Origin of the sequence: Streptomyces laurentii (assembly GCF_040635425.1) — a bacterium.
Taxonomy (GTDB): domain Bacteria; phylum Actinomycetota; class Actinomycetes; order Streptomycetales; family Streptomycetaceae; genus Streptomyces; species Streptomyces laurentii.
This window is the reverse complement of record NZ_JBEYHT010000009.1, coordinates 131,783-149,082: the sequence shown is the minus strand read 5'-3', so window position 1 is coordinate 149,082 and position 17,300 is coordinate 131,783. Positions and strand designations below refer to the sequence as shown.

The following is a 17,300-nucleotide window of genomic DNA, read 5'->3' as shown; positions in this document are numbered from 1 at the left end:
ACGTTCCATACGCCCGGCGCGCCCCATGCGCTCCGGCCTTGCCGCTGCGGCACTCCTGCTCGTCGGGGCGCTCAGCGCCTGTACGGGTGCGCCCGCGGCCGACAAGCCCGCCGAGGCGGCCGGGAGCGGCCGTCGAGCGCCGGTGAGCGTGAGCAGTTGTGGCGTCACCACGACCGTGGCGGCACCACCGAGCCGGCTGGTCACCCTCAACCAGGGCGCCACCGAAGTGGCCCTGGCTCTCGGTCTGCAGAACCGGATGGCCGGAACGGCGTACCTCGACGACGCGGTCCCGGCGAAATGGAAGGCGGCCTACGAAGCCGTCCCGGTGCTTTCCAAGGAGTACCCGGCCAAGGAGAAGCTTCTCGCGGCGCGTCCGGATTTCCTCTACGCCTCCTACTCCAGCGCGTTCACCGACAAGGTGGCGGGCACACGGGCGGATCTGAGCTCCCAGGGCGTCGAGTCCTATCTGTCGCCGTTCGGCTGCGCCGACAGCAAGCAGGTGCCGCCGGCGTCCTTCCAGGCGGTCTGGGACGAACTGGGCGATATCGCCAAGGTCTTCGGTGTCGAACCACGAGCCGCCGCCATCCAGAAGGATCAGAAGCAGGAGCTCTCGGAACTCGCGGCCAAGGCGGCGGGCAAGGGCCTGAACGTGCTCTGGTACGACTCGGGCACGAAGACTCCGCTCGTCGGCGCCGGCCATGGCGGCCCCCAGCTCGTGCTTGACGCCGTCGGCGCCCACAACATCTTCGGCACCTTGCCCGGCGGCTGGAAGAGCGTGAGCTGGGAGCGGGTGGCCGCGGCGGACCCGGACGCCATCGTGCTTGCGGACGCCAGTTGGGACACCGCACAGGCCAAGATCGACTACCTGGATCACGACCCGGTACTGAGCAAGCTCAGCGCCGTCCGGAACCGTGCGTTCGTGGTCGTGCCCTTCTCCGAGTCGACGCCCGGCGTGCTGCTCGCCGGCGGTGCCGCCCGGGTTTCGGCCGGCCTCGGCAAGCTGCACCCGCGTTCATGACCGCGGCAGATCGTCCCGCCGCACGGCCCACAGGAGCGCGCCGCGCGGCGGCGGCCCTGGCCGTTGCCGTGTTCCTGCTGCTGGTCACCGTCCTGCTCGGCCTCGCCGTGGGATCGGTCCACGAGCCGCCGCGCATCGTGGCCGACGTCGTCCTGCGCCGGCTCGGCCTCGGCGACTCCCACGTCACGCTGCTGGACGACCAGATCATCTGGCAACTACGGCTGCCACGGGTCCTGGGAGCCGCCGCGACAGGCGCGGGACTCGCGGTCTGCGGCGCGGTGCTGCAGACCCTGACAGGGAACGACCTGGCCGACCCCTACCTGCTCGGGATCTCCAACGGCGCCGCCGTCGGCGCGGTCACCGTGATCGTCCTCGGCGTCGGAGTCTCCGGCGCCGCGGCGGTCAGCGCGCTCCCGGCTGCCGCCTTCGCCGGCGCCCTGATCGCCGTCGTCGTCGTGCTGGCACTGGCCGGGGCGCGCAGCCGGTCCCTGCCGGCCTCGCGGACCGTGCTGGCCGGCATCGCGGTGGGGCAGATATGCGGCGCGTACACCTCGTTCGTCGTGCTCGTCCTCGGCGACCGCAACGCCGCCCGCGGCGTCATGGAGTGGACGCTGGGCTCGGTGGCCGGGGTGCGGTGGCACACGGCCGTCTTCCTGACCGTGGTGACCGTCGTCGGTACGGTGTTCATGGTCGCGGCCGCCCGGGACCTGGACGCGTTCGCGTTCGGCGAGACCGCGGCCCGCTCCTTCGGCGTCCACGTCGAGCGTACCCGCTGGGCCCTGATCGCCACGGCCGCGCTGCTGACCGCGTGCCTGGTCGCCCACACCGGCGTCATCGGGTTCGTCGGCCTGGTGGTGCCGCACGTCGTCCGCCTGGTCTGCGGCCCGCGCCACGCCCTCCTGCTGCCCATGTCGGCGCTCCTCGGTGCGTCCCTGCTGGTGGGCAGTGACATCGTGGCGCGCTCGGTGCTCCCGGACCAGGAGATCCCGGTGGGCATCGTCACCGCCGGGCTCGGCGCGCCGTTCTTCGCATGGCTGCTGTGGCGCCAGGCAGGTACCAGGTCGGCCGCGGGGGGCCGGCCGTGATCGCCGCGAACCCGGTGGGGCTGGGTGCCGAAAGCGTCGGCGTGCGCGTCGACGGCGCTGCTTTGCTGACGGACGTGACCCTCGGCTTCGCCCCCGGCAGGACGACGGGCCTGCTCGGGCCGAACGGTGCCGGCAAGACGACGCTGCTGCGGGCTCTGGCCGGACTGCGCCGGCCGCAGACGGGCCGCGTCCTTCTGGACGGCGGCGACCTGTACGCCCTCTCGGTCCGCCGACGCGCGCGGCAGGTGGCCTTCATGGAACAGCAGGCCGACACCGCACTGCCGCTGACGGCCCGCCAGGTCATCGACCTGGGGCGCACGCCCCACCGCGGTCGCTGGCCCGTTCCGGCGGGCTCCGCGGCCGCCCACGAGCAGTCCGTACTCGCCGAGGCCGTCGCCGCCACCGACGTCGGCGGGCTGCTCGACAGAACCTGGTCGTCCCTCTCCGGCGGCGAGCGCCAGCGGGTCCAGCTCGCGCGGGCCCTGGTGCAGGAACCCGCGGTGCTCCTGCTGGACGAGCCCACCAACCATCTGGACCTGCGCTACCAGCTCGGCTTCCTGGAAACCGTACGCGGGCTCGGCATCACCACCGTCGCGGCCCTGCACGACCTCGAACTCGCCGCCGCCTACTGCAACGAGGTCGCCGTGCTGCTCGACGGCCGCCTGGTGGCCCACGGGCCCACCTCCGAGGTGCTCACCTCCTCCACGATCGCGCACGCCTACGGCGTCGACGCGACCGTGGAGCGGCACCCCCGGCACGACAGGCCTCACATCCGGTGGAACGGGCTGCTTCCCGAAAGGACCGAATCATGAGCCATGACCGTACGGAAGCTCCGTCGCAGCCCGTCGCAGGCCGTGCCACGGTCCTGGTCGGCATGTCCATCACCGAGGCCAATCGCCGGGACGAACTGCTCGCGGAGGCAGCGCCGTTGGGCGCCACGACGGCCTTCCTGCAGCAGGGCGAGCCTTCCCTGTCGGCCGAGCTGACCAGGCTGGCCGACGCGGGCACGGAGACCGCCGTCCTGATCGGGGTCCGCCTCGGAGCATCCGGTCCGGGCCACTCCTGGCTGCGGCGGATCGCGGCGCACTGGTGGCGGGAGCGCGCCGGCCACCGGCCCGCGCTGCTCGTGGCCACCCGGCTCGCCGAGTCGGCGGACGCCGTGACCGCGGCTGCGGCGTCCGTCAAACCGATCACCGGCGAGGAACCCGGCCTCACCTCTCCGGCCTGGGAAGAGGTCACCGGTCACCGGCACCAGGTCATGGTGTGCCGCGGCCCGCGCTGCACGGCCAAACGCGCGGACGACGCCCTGCGCTCGCTGGTGCGGCAGCTGGCGGAGCACGGGCTCGGCGACGACGACGTCCTCGTGGTGCAGACGGGTTGCCAGTTCCCCTGCAACCAGGCCCCGGTGATCAGCGTGCAGCCCGACGACGTCTGGTACGGGCATGTGGATCCGGTGACGATCACCACGATCGTGGCCGACCACCTCATCGGCGGCCGGCCGGTCGCGGCGCACCGCCTCCCACGGCGCAGGAAAGACCCGAGGAACCATGAGGAAGACTGATCCGCCCACTCAGTGAGTCAGTCTCACCGAGGGCGGTTGAGAGCTGGTACCGGGATGGCGTAGGTGAGTCCGGCGCTTTGAACACCGCCACCGGCAAGGTGATCACCATGCTGTCCACGCAACACCGGGCGGTGGACCTCCGCGACTTCCTCGACGAGATCGACCGGCAGACCGACGATGCCCTGGCGGTCCACGTGATCTGCGACAACCTCTCCGCCCACAAGGCGCCGGTCGTGCACAGGTGGCTGCTCGCACACCCCCGCTTCCAGCTCCACTTCACCCCCACCTACTCGTCATGGATCAACCAAGTCGAGCGATGGTTTGCCGAGCTGGAACGACGCTGCCTCGAACGCGGATTGTTCTGCTCCCTCGACGACCTCAAGACCGCCCTTGAGAACTGGATCAAAGCCTGGAACGACGACGCCCGGCCCTTCAAATGGACCAAAACTGCCGACCAGATCCTCGACCGCATCTGCCGCTACTGCTCACGAATCTCCGAACCGGGTCGCTAGGGGTGTGCGCGATCTTCCGATCGCGGACCCTCGGCGAGCGGGCGGGACGCCGAGCGGGCATCGCCGCGGGGAAGGGGGGGCGGACCGGCCGGGACCGGAGACCTGGGGAACTCTTTGCCGATGGCCGAGATCCGGCGGCGCCCTCCCGGCCGGGGGCCGATCGGCGCGTACACGCCGCGTAAAACCCGGCCGAAACGGTGGGGTGGCGAGTGCCGGCCGGGTGGCGGCCGAGTTGACCGCCGTGAGCGGGTGGCACACGCTCGACGTATAGGTGCTCCATACAACTGGTTTGTCGGGAGAGGCCGCCGGCGCCACGAAGCCACGGGCTGACAGGCGAGCGCGCCGCTTCCGGCGGGCGGGACCGGGAGGTAGCGCATGTGCGGCATCACCGGGTGGGTGTCGTTCGACCGTGATCTGCGGGCCGAGGTGGCGACGGTGGACGCGATGACGGAGACCATGGCGTGTCGGGGGCCGGACGACCGCGGCACCTGGATCGAGGGACCCGCCGCCCTCGGCCATCGCAGGCTCGCGATCATCGACCTGCCGGGCGGGCGTCAGCCGATGACGGCGCGGACCCCGGACGGCACCGTGGCGCTGGTCTATTCGGGCGAGGCGTACAACTTCACCGAACTGCGCCGGGAGCTGACCGACCGCGGGCACCGCTTCCGTACCCAGTCCGATACCGAGGTGGTCCTGCGCGCGTATCTCGAGTGGGGCGAGGAGCTCGCCGAGCGACTGAACGGCATGTACGCCTTCGCCCTCTGGGACGGCCGGCGCGACGCGCTCGTGATGGTCCGCGACCGCATGGGCATCAAGCCGTTCTCCTACTACCCCACCCCCGACGGGGTGCTCTTCGGCTCCGAGCCGAAGGCGATCCTGGCCAATCCGCTGGCCCGCGCGCGGGTGGGGATCGACGGGCTGCGCGAGCTGTTCGCGATGGTCAAGACGCCCGGGCACGCGGTGTGGGACGGCATGTACGAGGTGGAGCCGGGCACCGTCCTGACCGTCGACCGCCAGGGGCTGCGCCGGCGCGTGTACTGGCGCCTTGAGACCCGGCCGCACCCCGACGACCGCGCCACCACCATCGCCACCGTCCGTACGCTCCTCGACGACATCGTGCGCCGCCAGCTCGTCGCCGACGTCCCGCGCTGCACGCTGCTGTCGGGCGGTCTGGACTCCTCCGCGATGACCGCCCTGGCCGCCCGGCAACTGGGCGAGCACGGCGAGCGGGTCCGCAGCTTCGCCGTCGACTTCGCCGGACAGGCCGACAACTTCGTCGCCGACGAACTGCGCGCCACCCCCGACACCCCGTTCGTGCACGATGTCGCCCGCGCCAGCGGCACCGACCACCAGGACATCGTCCTCGACGCCCAAGCCCTCGCCGACCCCGGCGTACGGGCCGAGGTGATCCGCGCCCGCGACCTCCCCATGGGGTTCGGGGACATGGACGCCTCGCTCCTCCTGCTGTTCCGAGCGATCCGGGAGCACTCGACGGTCGCGTTGTCCGGGGAGTCCGCGGACGAGGTCTTCGGCGGCTACCTCCAGTTCTTCGACGAGGAGGTCCGCGGGGCCGACACCTTCCCCTGGCTCGTCCGGTTCGGCCGGCACTTCGGCGACGACACCGGCATCCTGAGCCCGGCGCTGACCCGAGCCCTGAACCTCGGCGCGTACATCGCCGACGGCTACCGCACCGCGGTCGCCGGCATCCCGCGGCTCGACGGCGAGAGCGACCTCGAGTACCGGATGCGGCAGATCTGCCACCTCCACCTGACCCGCTTCGTCCGCCTCCTGCTCGACCGCAAGGACCGCGCGAGCATGGCGGTGGGCCTGGAGGTGCGGGTCCCGTTCTGCGACCACCGGCTCGTCGAGTACGTCTACAACACGCCCTGGTCGCTGAAGTCCTTCGACGGCCGGGAGAAGAGCCTGCTGCGGGAGGCGACGGCGGACCTGATCCCACAGTCGGTCTACGACCGCGTCAAGAGTCCCTACCCCTCGACCCAGGACCCCGCATACGCCGTCGTCCTGCAGAAGCACGTCAAGGATCTTCTCGCCGCCCCTTCCCACCCGGTGTTCGACCTGGTCGACCGCGAACGGGTGCACCAGGCCGCCCACCGCGACACTCCCCGGATCACCCAGCCCTCCCGCCGCGGCCTGGAACGGACCCTGGACCTGGCGCTGTGGCTGGACCTCTACAAGCCCGAGATCTCCCTCACCTGACCACGGGTGACGGGAGGATGGTGCGAGAGCCGGGCGCCCCGGCTCGGCGCGCTCGCTCTCATCCGGTGGTGAGGTCCTCGACGGGGACCGCGATCCGCTGGTCGTGCTTGTCGACGAGCCAGCGGTCGACGTCCAGAAGCCACCAGCGCAGCACCTCCACCACGTAGAACCGGCGGGGGCCCGCGCCGTGGAAGTCGGCCTCGGGCAGCCGCCACGCGCGCCGGGTCCGCTCGTCGGGAAAGTTGAGCGCGTAGTACGTCCGATGGAGCTCCGGTACGTCCTCCGGGCCGGCCGCGCGGCAGCGTCCGGTGAACTGGGCGCCGTCCAGGCCGAGTCCGGGCAGGCCGGTCAGATAGACTCGTCGACACCGCCGACCAGTACTCCGGCGGTGAGGCGGAAGAGATCATCGGCAAGGCCCTGCGGGGCCGCCGCGACGACGTCGTGCTCGCGACCAAGGGCCACTTCCCGGTCCGGATGGGGGACCGTGATCCGAACCGGCGCGGCAACTCCCGGCGTTGGCTGACCCGGGCCGTCGAGGACAGCCTTCGGCGCCTGGACACTGACCGTATCGACCTTTACCAGGTGCACCGCCCCGACCCGGCCACCGACATCGACGAGACCCTGTCGGCGCTGTCCGACCTGGTCCGGGCGGGAAAGATCATGGCCATCGGGACCTCGGACTTCCCGGCGGAGCAGTTGGTCGAGGCCCAATGGGCCGCCGACCGGCGCAACCACATCCCCTTCCACACCGAGCAGCCGCCGTACTCGCTGTTCGTCCGCGGCATCGAGGCGGACGTCCTGCCGACCGCGCGCAAGCACGGCCTGGGCGTGCTGACGTGGAGCCCGCTCAACAGCGGCTGGCTGACCGGGCGCATCCGCCGCGGCGAGAAGATCGAACTCGACGCCTTCCGCCGGGTGGTGTCCCACAAGTTCGACCTCGAACTCCCGGGCAACCGGCGCAAGCTCGACGCCGTCGAAGAGCTGCTCGCCGTGGCGCGGGACGCTGGGATCTCCCTCACACATCCGGCGCCGGCGTTCGCGGCCCACCACCCCGCCGTCACCTCGGTGCTCCTCGGCCCGCGCACGATCGACCAGTTGACCGACCAGCTCGCCGCCGCCGAGCTTCACCTCGACGACGAGATCCTCGACCGCGTCGACGAGATCGTCTCGCCGGGTGTCACCCTCAACCCCTCGGACGTCGACTACCGGCGGCCTGGTCTGGCCGCAACGGAACGGCGGCGCGCGCCCGTCGCGTGAGCGGGTTTCGGCCCCGGCCGCCCACGCCGGCCTGACGACGACCCGGCCCGCCCGACGGCCCGCCGTCCTCATGGACGACGGGCCGCCCCCCTGTACTACTGCTACTCGGTCAGGACGTGGGACGGGTGGCCTGGGACGGGCTGAGGCCGAGGCGGGACACGGTCGCCCCCGGCAGCCGCCGCGGTGTCAGGGCCGGTCATGTGCGCGTCCCCGGCTTCTCGTTGTCCTCGGAGGTGACCTGGTACGACAGCAACTCCTGGAACAGGCCCGGCTCGTGGGCGAGTTGCTGGTAGGTGCCCTCCTGGACGACGCGGCCTTCGTCGAGCACGACGATCCGGTCGGCGACGGCGACGTTGGTGATGCGGTGGGTGACCAGCAGCACCATCCGGTCCCGGGCCAGGCCCCGCAGCCGCTGGAAGATCCGGAATTCGGCGCGCGGGTCGAGCGCCGCCGTCGGCTCGTCGAGGACGAGCAGTCCGGCCTCGCGGTAGAACGCCCGGGCCAGGGCGATGCGCTGCCACTGCCCGCCGCTCAGGTCCTCCCCGCTGAGCCACTCGCGGGCCAGCAGGGTGTTCAGGCCGCGGCCGAGCTTGTCGACGACCTCGTCGGCGCCGGACGCCGCGCACGCTTCCCGTACCGCGGCGTCGCCGCCCGCCGCGGGCTGCCCCAGGGTCACGTTCTCGCGCACCGTCAGGGGCCAGTGCGCGTAGTCCTGCGGCACCAGGGCGACGTGCTGCCACAGCGCGTGCGGGTCCGTGTCGCCGACCGGGACGCCGTCCCACAACACCTCGCCGCTGGTGGGCAGGTAGAGGCCGCTGACCAGCTTGGACAGTGTCGACTTCCCCGAACCGTTGAAGCCGACCAAGGCGACGACCTCGCCCCGGCGCAAGGTGAGCGACACCTCGGACAGCGCGTCGCGGTCCTTGCCCGCGTACCGGTGGCTGACCGCCATGAGCTCGATCGTCTTGGGTGACTCCGGGCGGTGCGTGCCGCGCCGCATCCGGAACCCGCCCGCCTTGTCCAGGAAGTCGCTCCAGTCGTCCATGTACAGGCCGGTGCGTACGGCGCGCGCGCCGGCGGAGACCAGCCCGCGCACCGACTGTCCGACCGTCTGCAGCGCGAAGACCGCCGTCCCCGCGTGTCCGACGGTGATCCGGCCCCCCGCCAGCAGCCACACGACCGCCGCCCACACCACCGCGGATCCCAGTCCTCCGCACAGCGCGCCGGCCAGGGACATCCGGGCGCCCGTGTCGGCGGCGGTCCGGTCCTCCCGGTTGACCCGGGCGACGGTCTGCCGGTACCGGCCGGTCAGGAAGCCGGCCATGGTGCCGGCCCGGATCTGGTCGGCGGCGTCCTTGGTGAAGATGTGCCAGCGCAGCACCGACAGCATCCGGTTGTCGCCGCTGCTGCGCAGATTCGCCAGATAGCGCACCCGCGCGCCACTGACCTGGGCGAGGGCCTGCGGGAGGCTCGCCGCCACCAGCAGCGGCAGAAGGATCCAGTGCACCCCGGCCAGCACCAGCGCCCCGGCGAGGAACGAGGCCGCCGAGGCGATCAGGTCCTGACCCTCGTCGATCAGATCGCCGGTGACCCCGGCGCCGCGGTCCGCCGCCTCGCGGTCGCGATTGAAGCCGCTTTCGTCGTACGCCGACAGCTCGACCTCGGCGCAACCGGTGAGGAGCATCTGCTCGGCCTCGCGCGACATCAGCGGTCCCAGCCGGGAGGACAGCCAGACGACGGCGATCCCCAGCACGGCGCGCAGGCCGGCGGCGCCGGCGAGCAGAGCGACGGACGGCCAGGCATCGAGGAGCCGGTGGTAGACGTCCGTGCTGCTCAGCAGCGCGGTGAGGGTGCCGCTGACGGCGACCAGGCCCAGCGCCTGCGTCACCCCGGCGACGGCCTGGCAGAGCAGCAGGCCGACGGTCGCCCGCCGGTTCACCTGCCAGGCCAACGCCAGGGAGCGGCGCACCAGTTGGGGCAGGCGCCGGGCCATGTCGCGCATCCGGATGTGGCGGCCCGCCGCCTCACGACTGCCGGTCAGGTCGACGTACCGCATCTCCTGCTGCGGTGCGGTGGACGCCGCGTCCTCCGAGACGGTCTTCGCCCCGGCCCCGAGGGAGGCCCCGGGGCGGCTCGGCGGCTCGGCCGGCGTCGCCGAGGGCGGGACCGTTGGGGCGGTGCGCGGTTCTGGGACGGAGTCGGCCGAGGGGCCGGTGGATTCGCTCATGCCGCCCCTCCCGCGGAGGGACGTGCCGAGCCGAGTGAGCCGTCAACGCTCCGTACGGCCGTACCGGGCCGTTCGAACGCGAGGGGGCGGCGCGAGGGGGTGGGAGTGGGGTGCATGGCATGTCCTCCGTCTGGGCGTCGGTGGGGCACTGGTGCTCTAAAAACGCGCCGGATCCGGGTCCGTCACGGCCCGAGGACCGGGCATTTCATGAACGCCAGTTCCCATCTGGGTGAGGGGGTGGGCGGCGTCTGGGCGGTCGTCGGCCAAACCCGTTCGATGGGGTCGGATCACTCGTTCAGGGGGTTGCGGGCCGCGCGGACCGGACCGCGATGCGCTCGGCGGCGGTGCGAAAAGGCCGGTCTCGGGGCCCTCACGCGGGACGCCGGCTCGCGTGCCTTCCCCCGGGGAAGAGTCCGATCTTGGAGGTCGAGCCTTGCGCAGACGTACGTTCGTCACCGCCCTGGGCGCCACAGCCGCCGTGTCCGCCGTGCCGGGATTGGCCCGAGCCGCCTCACCCCTCATATCGGCCGCGCTCACGGACCGCGACCCGGCGGCCTCCGCCAACGCGCGGGCGGTGTACACCCACGTGGTGTCGCTGGAGAACGCCGCGCGCGGCGGCCGCCCGATGACGATCATCGGCCGGCACATCGAGACCCGGCAGGAGCTGTACAACGCGGCCTACGGGGACACCGGCGGCACCACCTTCGCCGGCTATTGCTACAAGAAGGCCCGGGACATCACGGGCAAGCTGTCCGGTTTCGTCGAGATCGGCCTCGGGCCGGGGTACGGCGCGACCGGCTGGGGAACGTACGGGGACCGCTCCTGCAACCTAGGAACCGGAACGCCGGAGGGCCGGCTCGCGCAGGCGCAGTCCAAGGTCGACACCCCGATCCCGTTCGACCCCTGGGCCTGACGGCCACAGCGTCCGGCTCCGAGGCGACCCCTGACCCCTGCCCCGGACCGCGACCTGTGATCCGTGAGCCGGAACGACGAAGCCGCCCCCGCCCGAACCGGGCGAGGGCGGCTTCGCGTCGGCCGGCCGACGGCGGTGCCGTGGGACAGTGGGCGCCTGAGGGAGGTGATCCGAGGTCAGGAGCCTCACTGGCCGAGCGGGGACTGCTTTGCCTCCGGGTCCGGCGTCTGCCGGTTCGGCCCCCGGAAGCGGGCGAACGTCTTCGTGAGGGTCTTCAAGGGGGAGGCGTCCTCCTTGGCCGCCGCCGGCGAGGCCGTCCGGGGTACGCCGTCGCCCTTGGTCGCGTCCGCGAGCGCGGCGAGCGCCGACTCGGCGGCTTCCCGGTACAGGTCGCAGGACGCCGTCATGGCTTCGAGCGCCTTGGCGTACTTGGTGACCATGGCCCGCGCGTGGGCCAGTTCCTCGTCGGGGGTGTGCAGGTGCCAGCCCTCGCGCAGCCGCGTCAGGACCTTTTCGGCGTCGGCCGGCAGAGGCCGCGGCAACGAGGCCAACTCCTTGATCTTGCCGAGGAGTTCGGTGGGCTCCGTGCCGTCCAGGAAGACGCTGCGGACGGTGAAGCGCTCCGCGTCGTAGTCGGGAGACCGAGGCGTCAGAGGAAGGACGACGGCGCCGCCGCGCGGTATCCCCACGCCCAGCTCCTTCTTCAGCGCGAAGTCGGCGATCGCCGCCTGCTCCGGTGTGGCCCGGTGCTCGACGACCTGGTGGCGCAGGCTCGGCGGCAGGAAGGCCGTGATCGGCTGGCGTCCGAGGACGTCCGGCGTCATCGCCTCGTGCACCACGACATGGATGAACCAGCTCTGCCGGGCGCAGGCCTGCAGCAGGCGGCGCAGCTCGGCGTCGTCCTTCGGCAGGTGGTTTGCCGAGCGCAGCCGCACACCGGGTGCGACCTCGTGATCCCACGCGACCTGATCGCTGTCGGGCCAGAACATGGTGGCCGGCGAGGGCCAGCCCGGCTCCCACGGCTGCTCGGCCTCGGCGGCCAGGACCCAGGCGACACCCGCGGGGTCCGTGCGGCGGGACTCCGGATCGTACGTGGTCAGCTGTGCGCGTACGGTGACGTCGTCCGCCACGCGCCAGCGCGCCTCGAAGAGACGGCGCGCGTGCGGGCCGGGGTCGGCGGACTCGTCCCGCGGATACAGGTCGGTGGAACGCGCCGCCTCGACGGGGTCGAGATCCAGGAATTCGTCGATCACCCGCGCTGCCTTGAGGGCGATCAGGTTGCGCCGGACATCCCGCTCGGGTTCAGGCCCGAGATGGCGTCCACGCGCGAGCCAGGCGGTGTCGGGGACGGTGGTCGATGGGGTGCTGTTCTTGGCCATGGAACCGTTCAGTGGGCGATCAGGGCCGGACCAGTATGGTCCGCGGCCTCAGCGAGAGTAGCGGCACCCCGGCCGTGCCGTCATGGATCGAAGGGCAAATCGACGAGTATGCGGATTGATCCACTTGAGGCGCGGGACGCGGCCGTATAGGCGGTGCACCCGTACTTTACGGACGCTGATCGGGTGGGTGACAGGCCCGCTGCCGGCGTGTCGCGCAGCAGCCGTCCCTGGCCGTCGGTCGCGGGGCGAGGACGGCACCCGCATCAGCCGGTACGCCCGAGAGCGAGTGCCCGCCGCCACCCCCGCCGGCCCGGCTCAGTGGCGTACGGCGAGGATCGCGGTGGTGTCGTCACCGAGCTTCCCGGCGGCGAAGCGTGCCAGGTCGTCGCGGAGGAGGGGCAGGACCCGGTCGGCAGGCCGGAGGCTCCAGGCCGCGACCCGTTCCTCCAGGGGATAGAACTCCCCGGCCGCGTCCCGGGTCTCGCTGACCCCGTCGGTGAACAGCAGCAGCCGGTCGTCCGGGGCGAAGGGGATGTCGACGATGTCGAACTCCTCGTTCTCGAATCCGACGAGGTTCACCGGAAGGGCGGGGGAGGGGATCGGCACGGTGGTGACGGCCGTCCCGTGCTGGACGAGGGGAGCGGGGTGGCCACAGCTCAGGATTCGAGCCACCGGTTCATCGGCGGGGAATTCGACGAGCAGCACGGTGGCGAACCGGTCGGCGGCCTCGGAGTCGGGGCACATCCTGGCGTAGCGCCGCATGGTGGTGTCGAGGCGGCGGGCGATCTCGGCCAGATCGCCCGCCGTATAAGCGGACTCGCGGAACGAGCCGAGCAGGAGTGACGCGGTCTCCACCGCGCCCAGCCCCTTGCCCTGGACGTCACCCACCATGAGACGGACACCGTCGGGGGAGGGCAGCGCCTTGTAGAAGTCGCCGCCGACCCGTGCGCCCTGGGCGGACGCCTCGTACAGCAGGTGAAAGTCGACCGGCCCGAGCCGGGACGGCATCGGGCGCAGCAAGGCGTGCTGGGTGGCTTCGGCGATGGAACCCATCCGCTGGAGCTGACGTTCGCGGCGCCTGCGCAGACTGCTGGACCACGCGGACACCAGAGTCACCAGGAGAAGCGAGTACAGCGTGACGGGGCCGCTGACGACCTGGAAGTCCGTCCGGCTGGCGGCGAGCCCGAACGAGGCCCCCATGGTGAGCAGTCCGATGCCGAAGGTCGCCGCCGGCCCCCAGGCGATCGCCGCCAGCGCCGGGGCGGCGAAGAGGAAGCGGTCGTAACGGTTGTTGTCCGGGGTGGCGACGTCGATGACGATGGAGGCGACGATGATCAGGAACGGCAGCATCCGGGCGACCGCGTACGCCGTGCCCGATCGCGAGAAAGCGAGCCGAGTCATCTTCCTCCTGTGCTCCGTCGTTCGTCCGTGTCACGGACAGGGCGCCGGGGCCGTTCCCGCCTGGAGCGAGATCGCCTTTCCCTCTCATTCAAAGGTACACAAAGAGGTATAAATCAATGCTTTGCGTCGACCCTCCCCTTCCGTCGGAGTACGCCACCGCCCCCGCGGATCGGCGACGAAGGATCTCGCGGGGGAGGGGAGAGGGGGAGGGCGGAGAGGGGTGGGCACGGCAAGTCCTTCCGGACGCCCGCGCCCGGGCCCCCGGCCCCGGTTCCGGAGGGCTGTCCGGGACCGGGGCCGGCGGTACGCGGGTGCGGGCCGACAAGGGGGGTGCGCCCGGCGGGCGCGCGGGGTCAGTTCAGCTCGTCGGGGTGCGGGCCGGTGCGCAGGCCGCGGTCGAGACCGGCGATCGCGGTCATCTCCTCGTCCGTCAGGACGAAGTCGAAGACATCGAAGTTGGCGCGGATCCGGGCCGGGGTGACCGACTTCGGGATGACCACGTTGCCGAGCTGCAGGTGCCAGCGGATGACGACCTGGGCGGGCGACTTGCCGTGGGCGGCGGCGATCGCGACGATAGCCGGGTCGTCGAGGACCGCGCCCTGCGCCAGCGGGCTCCACGCCTCGGTCGCGATCCCGTGCTCGCCGTGGAAGGCGCGCAGCTCGGACTGCTGGAGCGCGGGGTGCAGCTCGATCTGGTTGACGACCGGGGTCAGCGTGGCGCCGTCCATCAGGCGGCGCAGGTGCTCGGGCTGGAAGTTGGAGACACCGGCGGCGCGGATCCGGCCCTCCTTGGCGAGCCGCTCCAGGGCGCGCCAGGAGTCGCGGTACAGGTCACGGGCCGGGGTCGGCCAGTGGATCAGGTACAGGTCGACGTAGTCGAGGCCGAGCTTGGCCAGGCCGGCGTCGAAGGCGCGCAGCGTGGCGTCGTAGCCCTGGTCGGCGTTCCACAGCTTGGTGGTGACGAACAGCTCCTCGCGGGCCAGCCCGGAGGTGCCGAGGGCGCGGCCGACACCGGCCTCGTTGCCGTAGATGGCGGCGGTGTCGATGCTGCGGTAGCCGGCCTCGAGGGCCGAGGTGACGGCGGCGGTGGTCGCGTCGTCGGCGACCTGGAAGACGCCGAAGCCGAGCTGGGGGATCTCGACGCCGTTGTTCAGCTTGACGGTGGGAACGGTGAGGGAGGTGGACGGTGCCATGGTGTGCGGGTGCTCCTTCACTTGGTGCGCGTGGCGCGGGGGGAGAGGGTGTAGCGGATGGTCTGGGCGCTGATGAGTCCGTCGCGGAACACGAAGGTGTCCACGCCGTCGGTGACCTCGTGGTCGGCGCCGGTGGCGGTCCACTGCAGGAACAGGACGTTCGCGGCGAACGTCGGGGTCAGCCGCCACTCGGCGTCGGGAAGGTCGGCGAGCAGCCGGCCGATGACTTCACGGACTCCCGCGCGCCCGGCCAGCACTCCTTCCGGAGTGATGAGGACGGCGTCCTCCGTGTAGTTCTCGCTGATGAGGACGAGGTCACCGGTGCCGAGGCGCGTGCCGTGGTCGGCGAAGACCTCTTCCGGGGTGCGGGTGGGGAGGGTGCTCATGACGGAGCTCCTGCCGGGTATCGGTTCAGTGGTGTACGAGGGTGGGGGCGGGGGCGCCGCCGGTCTCGGCCTGGGCCGCCGCGGGCGCCGGGGTACGGCGTTCCAGCGCGGCCGACCAGAAGGCGAGGCCGAGGGCGGCGGCGGCGAGGACGGCGCCGACCCAGTTCGGGGAGGTGTAGCCGTGGCCGGCGGCGATGACGAGGCCGCCGAGCCAGGCGGCGAGCGCGTTGCCGAGGTTGAAGGCGCCGATGTTGACGGCGGAGGCGAGCGTGGGGGCGCCGTGGGCGTGGTCGAGGACGCGCTTCTGCAGCGGGGGCACGGTGGCGAAGCCGAGCGCTCCGACGAGGAAGACGGTGACCGCGGCGAGTGCCTGGTTGTGCGCGGTCACGGTGAACAGCGCGAGGACCACCGCGAGGCCGCCGAGGGTGACGTACAGCATCGGCATCAGGGCGCGGTCGGCGTACCGGCCGCCGAGGAGGTTGCCGAGGAACATGCCGATGCCGAAGAGGACGAGGAGCCAGGTGACGGCGCCGTCGGCGTATCCGGCGACCTCGGTCATCATCGGGGCGATGTAGGTGATCGCGGCGAAGACGCCGCCGAAGCCGAGCACGGTCATGGCCATCGCGAGCAGCACCTGCGGGTTGCGGAAGGCGGTCAGCTCCCCGCGCAGGCGGGCGCCTTCGGGACGGGGCAGCGCGGGGACGAGCTTGGCGATGCCGAGCAGTCCGATCATGCCGAGCGCGGCGACGATCGCGAAGGTGGTGCGCCAGCCGACAGCCTGCCCGATGAAGGTGCCGAGCGGTACGCCGACGATGTTGGCGACGGTCAGACCGGTGAACATCAGGGCGATGGCGCCGGCCTTCTTCTGCGGGGCGACGAGCCCCGCGGCGACGACGGAGCCGATGCCGAAGAACGAACCGTGGGCGAGCGAGGCGACCACGCGGCCGACCAGCATCATCCCGAAACTCGGGGCGAAGGCGCTGAGCAGGTTGCCGAGGACGAACAGGCCCATGAGCCCCATCAGCATCGTCTTGCGGCTCACCCTGGTGCCGAGGACGGTCAGCAACGGCGCGCCGATGACGACGCCGAGCGCGTAGCCGGTGACCAGCAGACCCGCCGTGGGGATGGTGACGCCGTAGTCGGCGGCGATCTGGGGCAGCAGCCCCATGATGACGAACTCGGTGGTCCCGATTCCGAAGGCCCCGACCGCCAGGGCGAGGAGTGCGAGCGGCATGGCCCAGCCTTCCCGTGATTGCTTGAGTGAGCTCTTTGCGTCCTTCGACAATAATTGCATGCGCCTGTTAATGCAAGCGCGGGTAGGCGGTGCGGTGCGTAGGTGGGCGTCAGCGCTGTGCGTGCGGGCGCGGCAAAGAGCCCCCCGTTCGGGCGCAGGGCTCGAACGGGGGGCTCTCCGTCGCCGACCGGGGTGGCGAGTGGTGTGTGGGGCTTACGCGGACTGCGCCGACGTCTCGACGGCCTCGACCGCCGCGACCAGCGACGCCAGCTCGGGGTTCCCGGCGGCCTCGTCCAGGGCTTGGCGAAGGGCGATGTCGTTCGTAGGCCGGGCCTCCCGGAGAAGCTCCAGGCCGGCGGCGGTGACGTTGGTGTAGATGCCGCGACGGTCGGTCGGACACAGGTACCGGGACAGGAGTCCGCGGTCCTCCATGCGGGTGACCAGGCGGGTCGTGGCGCTCTGGCTGAGGACGACCGCGTCGGCGACCTGCTTCATCTGCAGGTGTCCGCCGTCGCCGTCGTGCTGGCGGCTGAGCACGTCGAGCAGCGAGTACTCGCGCGCGCTCAGGCCGTGCCCCGACTGGAGGGCGCGCTCGACGTGCGCCTCGATCCGGCTGTGCAGCAGGGAGAGTGCGCCCCAACCGCTGGAGAGTGCGGTGAGCGCGGGGTCCGTGGCGGTCATGGGCTTCCGGTCTCCTTTCGGCTCGTGTACCCAGGATATGCCATCAGTGCAAAAATAAGCTAGTGCAGATATAGCGCGACTGCAATTATATGACTGGCGGGTCGAGGGATGGTCTGCGCCATGATCGATGGCCTGATCGATTCGCTGCCGAGTCATTGCTGGCCGCCGAGCCGCCGGGATAGCTTCACCCCTGCACCATCCGTCACACCTGTCCGGCCGGCGCTCTGCCTGCGGGC

14 protein-coding genes and 1 pseudogene are annotated in these 17,300 nt (G+C 71.7%); 8 read left to right on the top strand and 7 right to left on the bottom strand.

Going from position 1 to position 17,300, the window contains the following annotated elements; translation table 11 throughout:
• Positions 1–25 precede the first annotated feature (25 nt).
• The 7 genes and pseudogenes from ABZ693_RS08820 to ABZ693_RS08790 form a co-directional block, all read left to right on the top strand.
• Positions 26–1,018, top strand: a complete 993-nt coding sequence (locus ABZ693_RS08820; protein ID WP_359874921.1) for an ABC transporter substrate-binding protein — start codon at positions 26–28, stop codon at positions 1,016–1,018.
• A complete protein-coding gene (locus ABZ693_RS08815) occupies positions 1,015–2,103 on the top strand; it encodes a FecCD family ABC transporter permease (protein ID WP_359874919.1) in 1,089 nt (362 codons plus the stop codon). The genes ABZ693_RS08820 and ABZ693_RS08815 overlap by 4 nt, the downstream gene beginning before the upstream one ends.
• Positions 2,100–2,915 (top strand): ABC transporter ATP-binding protein, encoded by an 816-nt coding sequence (locus ABZ693_RS08810; RefSeq protein ID WP_359874917.1) that lies wholly within the window; start codon positions 2,100–2,102, stop codon positions 2,913–2,915. Before ABZ693_RS08815 ends, ABZ693_RS08810 begins: the two co-directional genes overlap by 4 nt.
• The gene (locus tag ABZ693_RS08805; RefSeq protein WP_359874915.1) at positions 2,912–3,664 is read left to right on the top strand and encodes a (2Fe-2S) ferredoxin domain-containing protein; all 753 of its coding nucleotides are present in this window, start codon (positions 2,912–2,914) and stop codon (positions 3,662–3,664) included. Before ABZ693_RS08810 ends, ABZ693_RS08805 begins: the two co-directional genes overlap by 4 nt.
• Positions 3,661–4,176, top strand: coding sequence for an IS630 family transposase (locus tag ABZ693_RS08800; RefSeq protein ID WP_359874969.1), 516 nt, complete (start codon positions 3,661–3,663; stop codon positions 4,174–4,176). The genes ABZ693_RS08805 and ABZ693_RS08800 overlap by 4 nt, the downstream gene beginning before the upstream one ends.
• A 375-nt stretch (positions 4,177–4,551) precedes the next feature.
• The gene (asnB, locus tag ABZ693_RS08795) at positions 4,552–6,393 is read left to right on the top strand and encodes an asparagine synthase (glutamine-hydrolyzing) (RefSeq protein ID WP_359874913.1); all 1,842 of its coding nucleotides are present in this window, start codon (positions 4,552–4,554) and stop codon (positions 6,391–6,393) included.
• A 360-nt stretch (positions 6,394–6,753) separates the two neighbouring features.
• Positions 6,754–7,650, top strand: a pseudogene (locus tag ABZ693_RS08790) (aldo/keto reductase); the annotation flags it as partial.
• A gap of 196 nt (positions 7,651–7,846) precedes the next feature.
• On the opposite strand, the gene ABZ693_RS08785 reads toward ABZ693_RS08790, so the two are convergent.
• On the bottom strand, positions 7,847–9,706 hold the full coding sequence (locus ABZ693_RS08785; RefSeq protein WP_359874967.1) for an ABC transporter ATP-binding protein: 1,860 nt from the start codon (positions 9,704–9,706) through the stop codon (positions 7,847–7,849).
• A gap of 604 nt (positions 9,707–10,310) precedes the next feature.
• Here ABZ693_RS08785 and ABZ693_RS08780 point away from each other — a divergent pair.
• Entirely contained in the window at positions 10,311–10,790 is a 480-nt protein-coding gene (locus ABZ693_RS08780; RefSeq protein ID WP_359874911.1) for a hypothetical protein, read from the top strand.
• A 185-nt stretch (positions 10,791–10,975) separates the two neighbouring features.
• Here ABZ693_RS08780 and ABZ693_RS08775 read toward each other — a convergent pair whose 3' ends face one another.
• The 6 genes from ABZ693_RS08775 to ABZ693_RS08750 all read right to left on the bottom strand — a co-directional run bounded on the left by ABZ693_RS08775 (position 10,976) and on the right by ABZ693_RS08750 (position 17,064).
• On the bottom strand, positions 10,976–12,169 hold the full coding sequence (locus tag ABZ693_RS08775) for a hypothetical protein (RefSeq protein ID WP_359874909.1): 1,194 nt from the start codon (positions 12,167–12,169) through the stop codon (positions 10,976–10,978).
• Between the two features lie 315 nt (positions 12,170–12,484).
• Entirely contained in the window at positions 12,485–13,570 is a 1,086-nt protein-coding gene (locus ABZ693_RS08770; protein WP_359874907.1) for a PP2C family protein-serine/threonine phosphatase, read from the bottom strand.
• A 353-nt stretch (positions 13,571–13,923) separates the two neighbouring features.
• The gene (locus tag ABZ693_RS08765; RefSeq protein WP_359874905.1) at positions 13,924–14,763 is read right to left on the bottom strand and encodes an aldo/keto reductase; all 840 of its coding nucleotides are present in this window, start codon (positions 14,761–14,763) and stop codon (positions 13,924–13,926) included.
• A gap of 17 nt (positions 14,764–14,780) precedes the next feature.
• Positions 14,781–15,149, bottom strand: a complete 369-nt coding sequence (locus tag ABZ693_RS08760; protein ID WP_359874903.1) for a nuclear transport factor 2 family protein — start codon at positions 15,147–15,149, stop codon at positions 14,781–14,783.
• A 25-nt stretch (positions 15,150–15,174) separates the two neighbouring features.
• A complete protein-coding gene (locus ABZ693_RS08755; RefSeq protein WP_359874901.1) occupies positions 15,175–16,383 on the bottom strand; it encodes an MFS transporter in 1,209 nt (402 codons plus the stop codon).
• 213 nt (positions 16,384–16,596) lie between these two features.
• Positions 16,597–17,064: a MarR family winged helix-turn-helix transcriptional regulator gene (locus tag ABZ693_RS08750; protein ID WP_359874899.1), complete on the bottom strand. Its 468-nt coding sequence runs from the start codon at positions 17,062–17,064 to the stop codon at positions 16,597–16,599.
• Between the last annotated feature and the right edge of the window lie 236 nt (positions 17,065–17,300).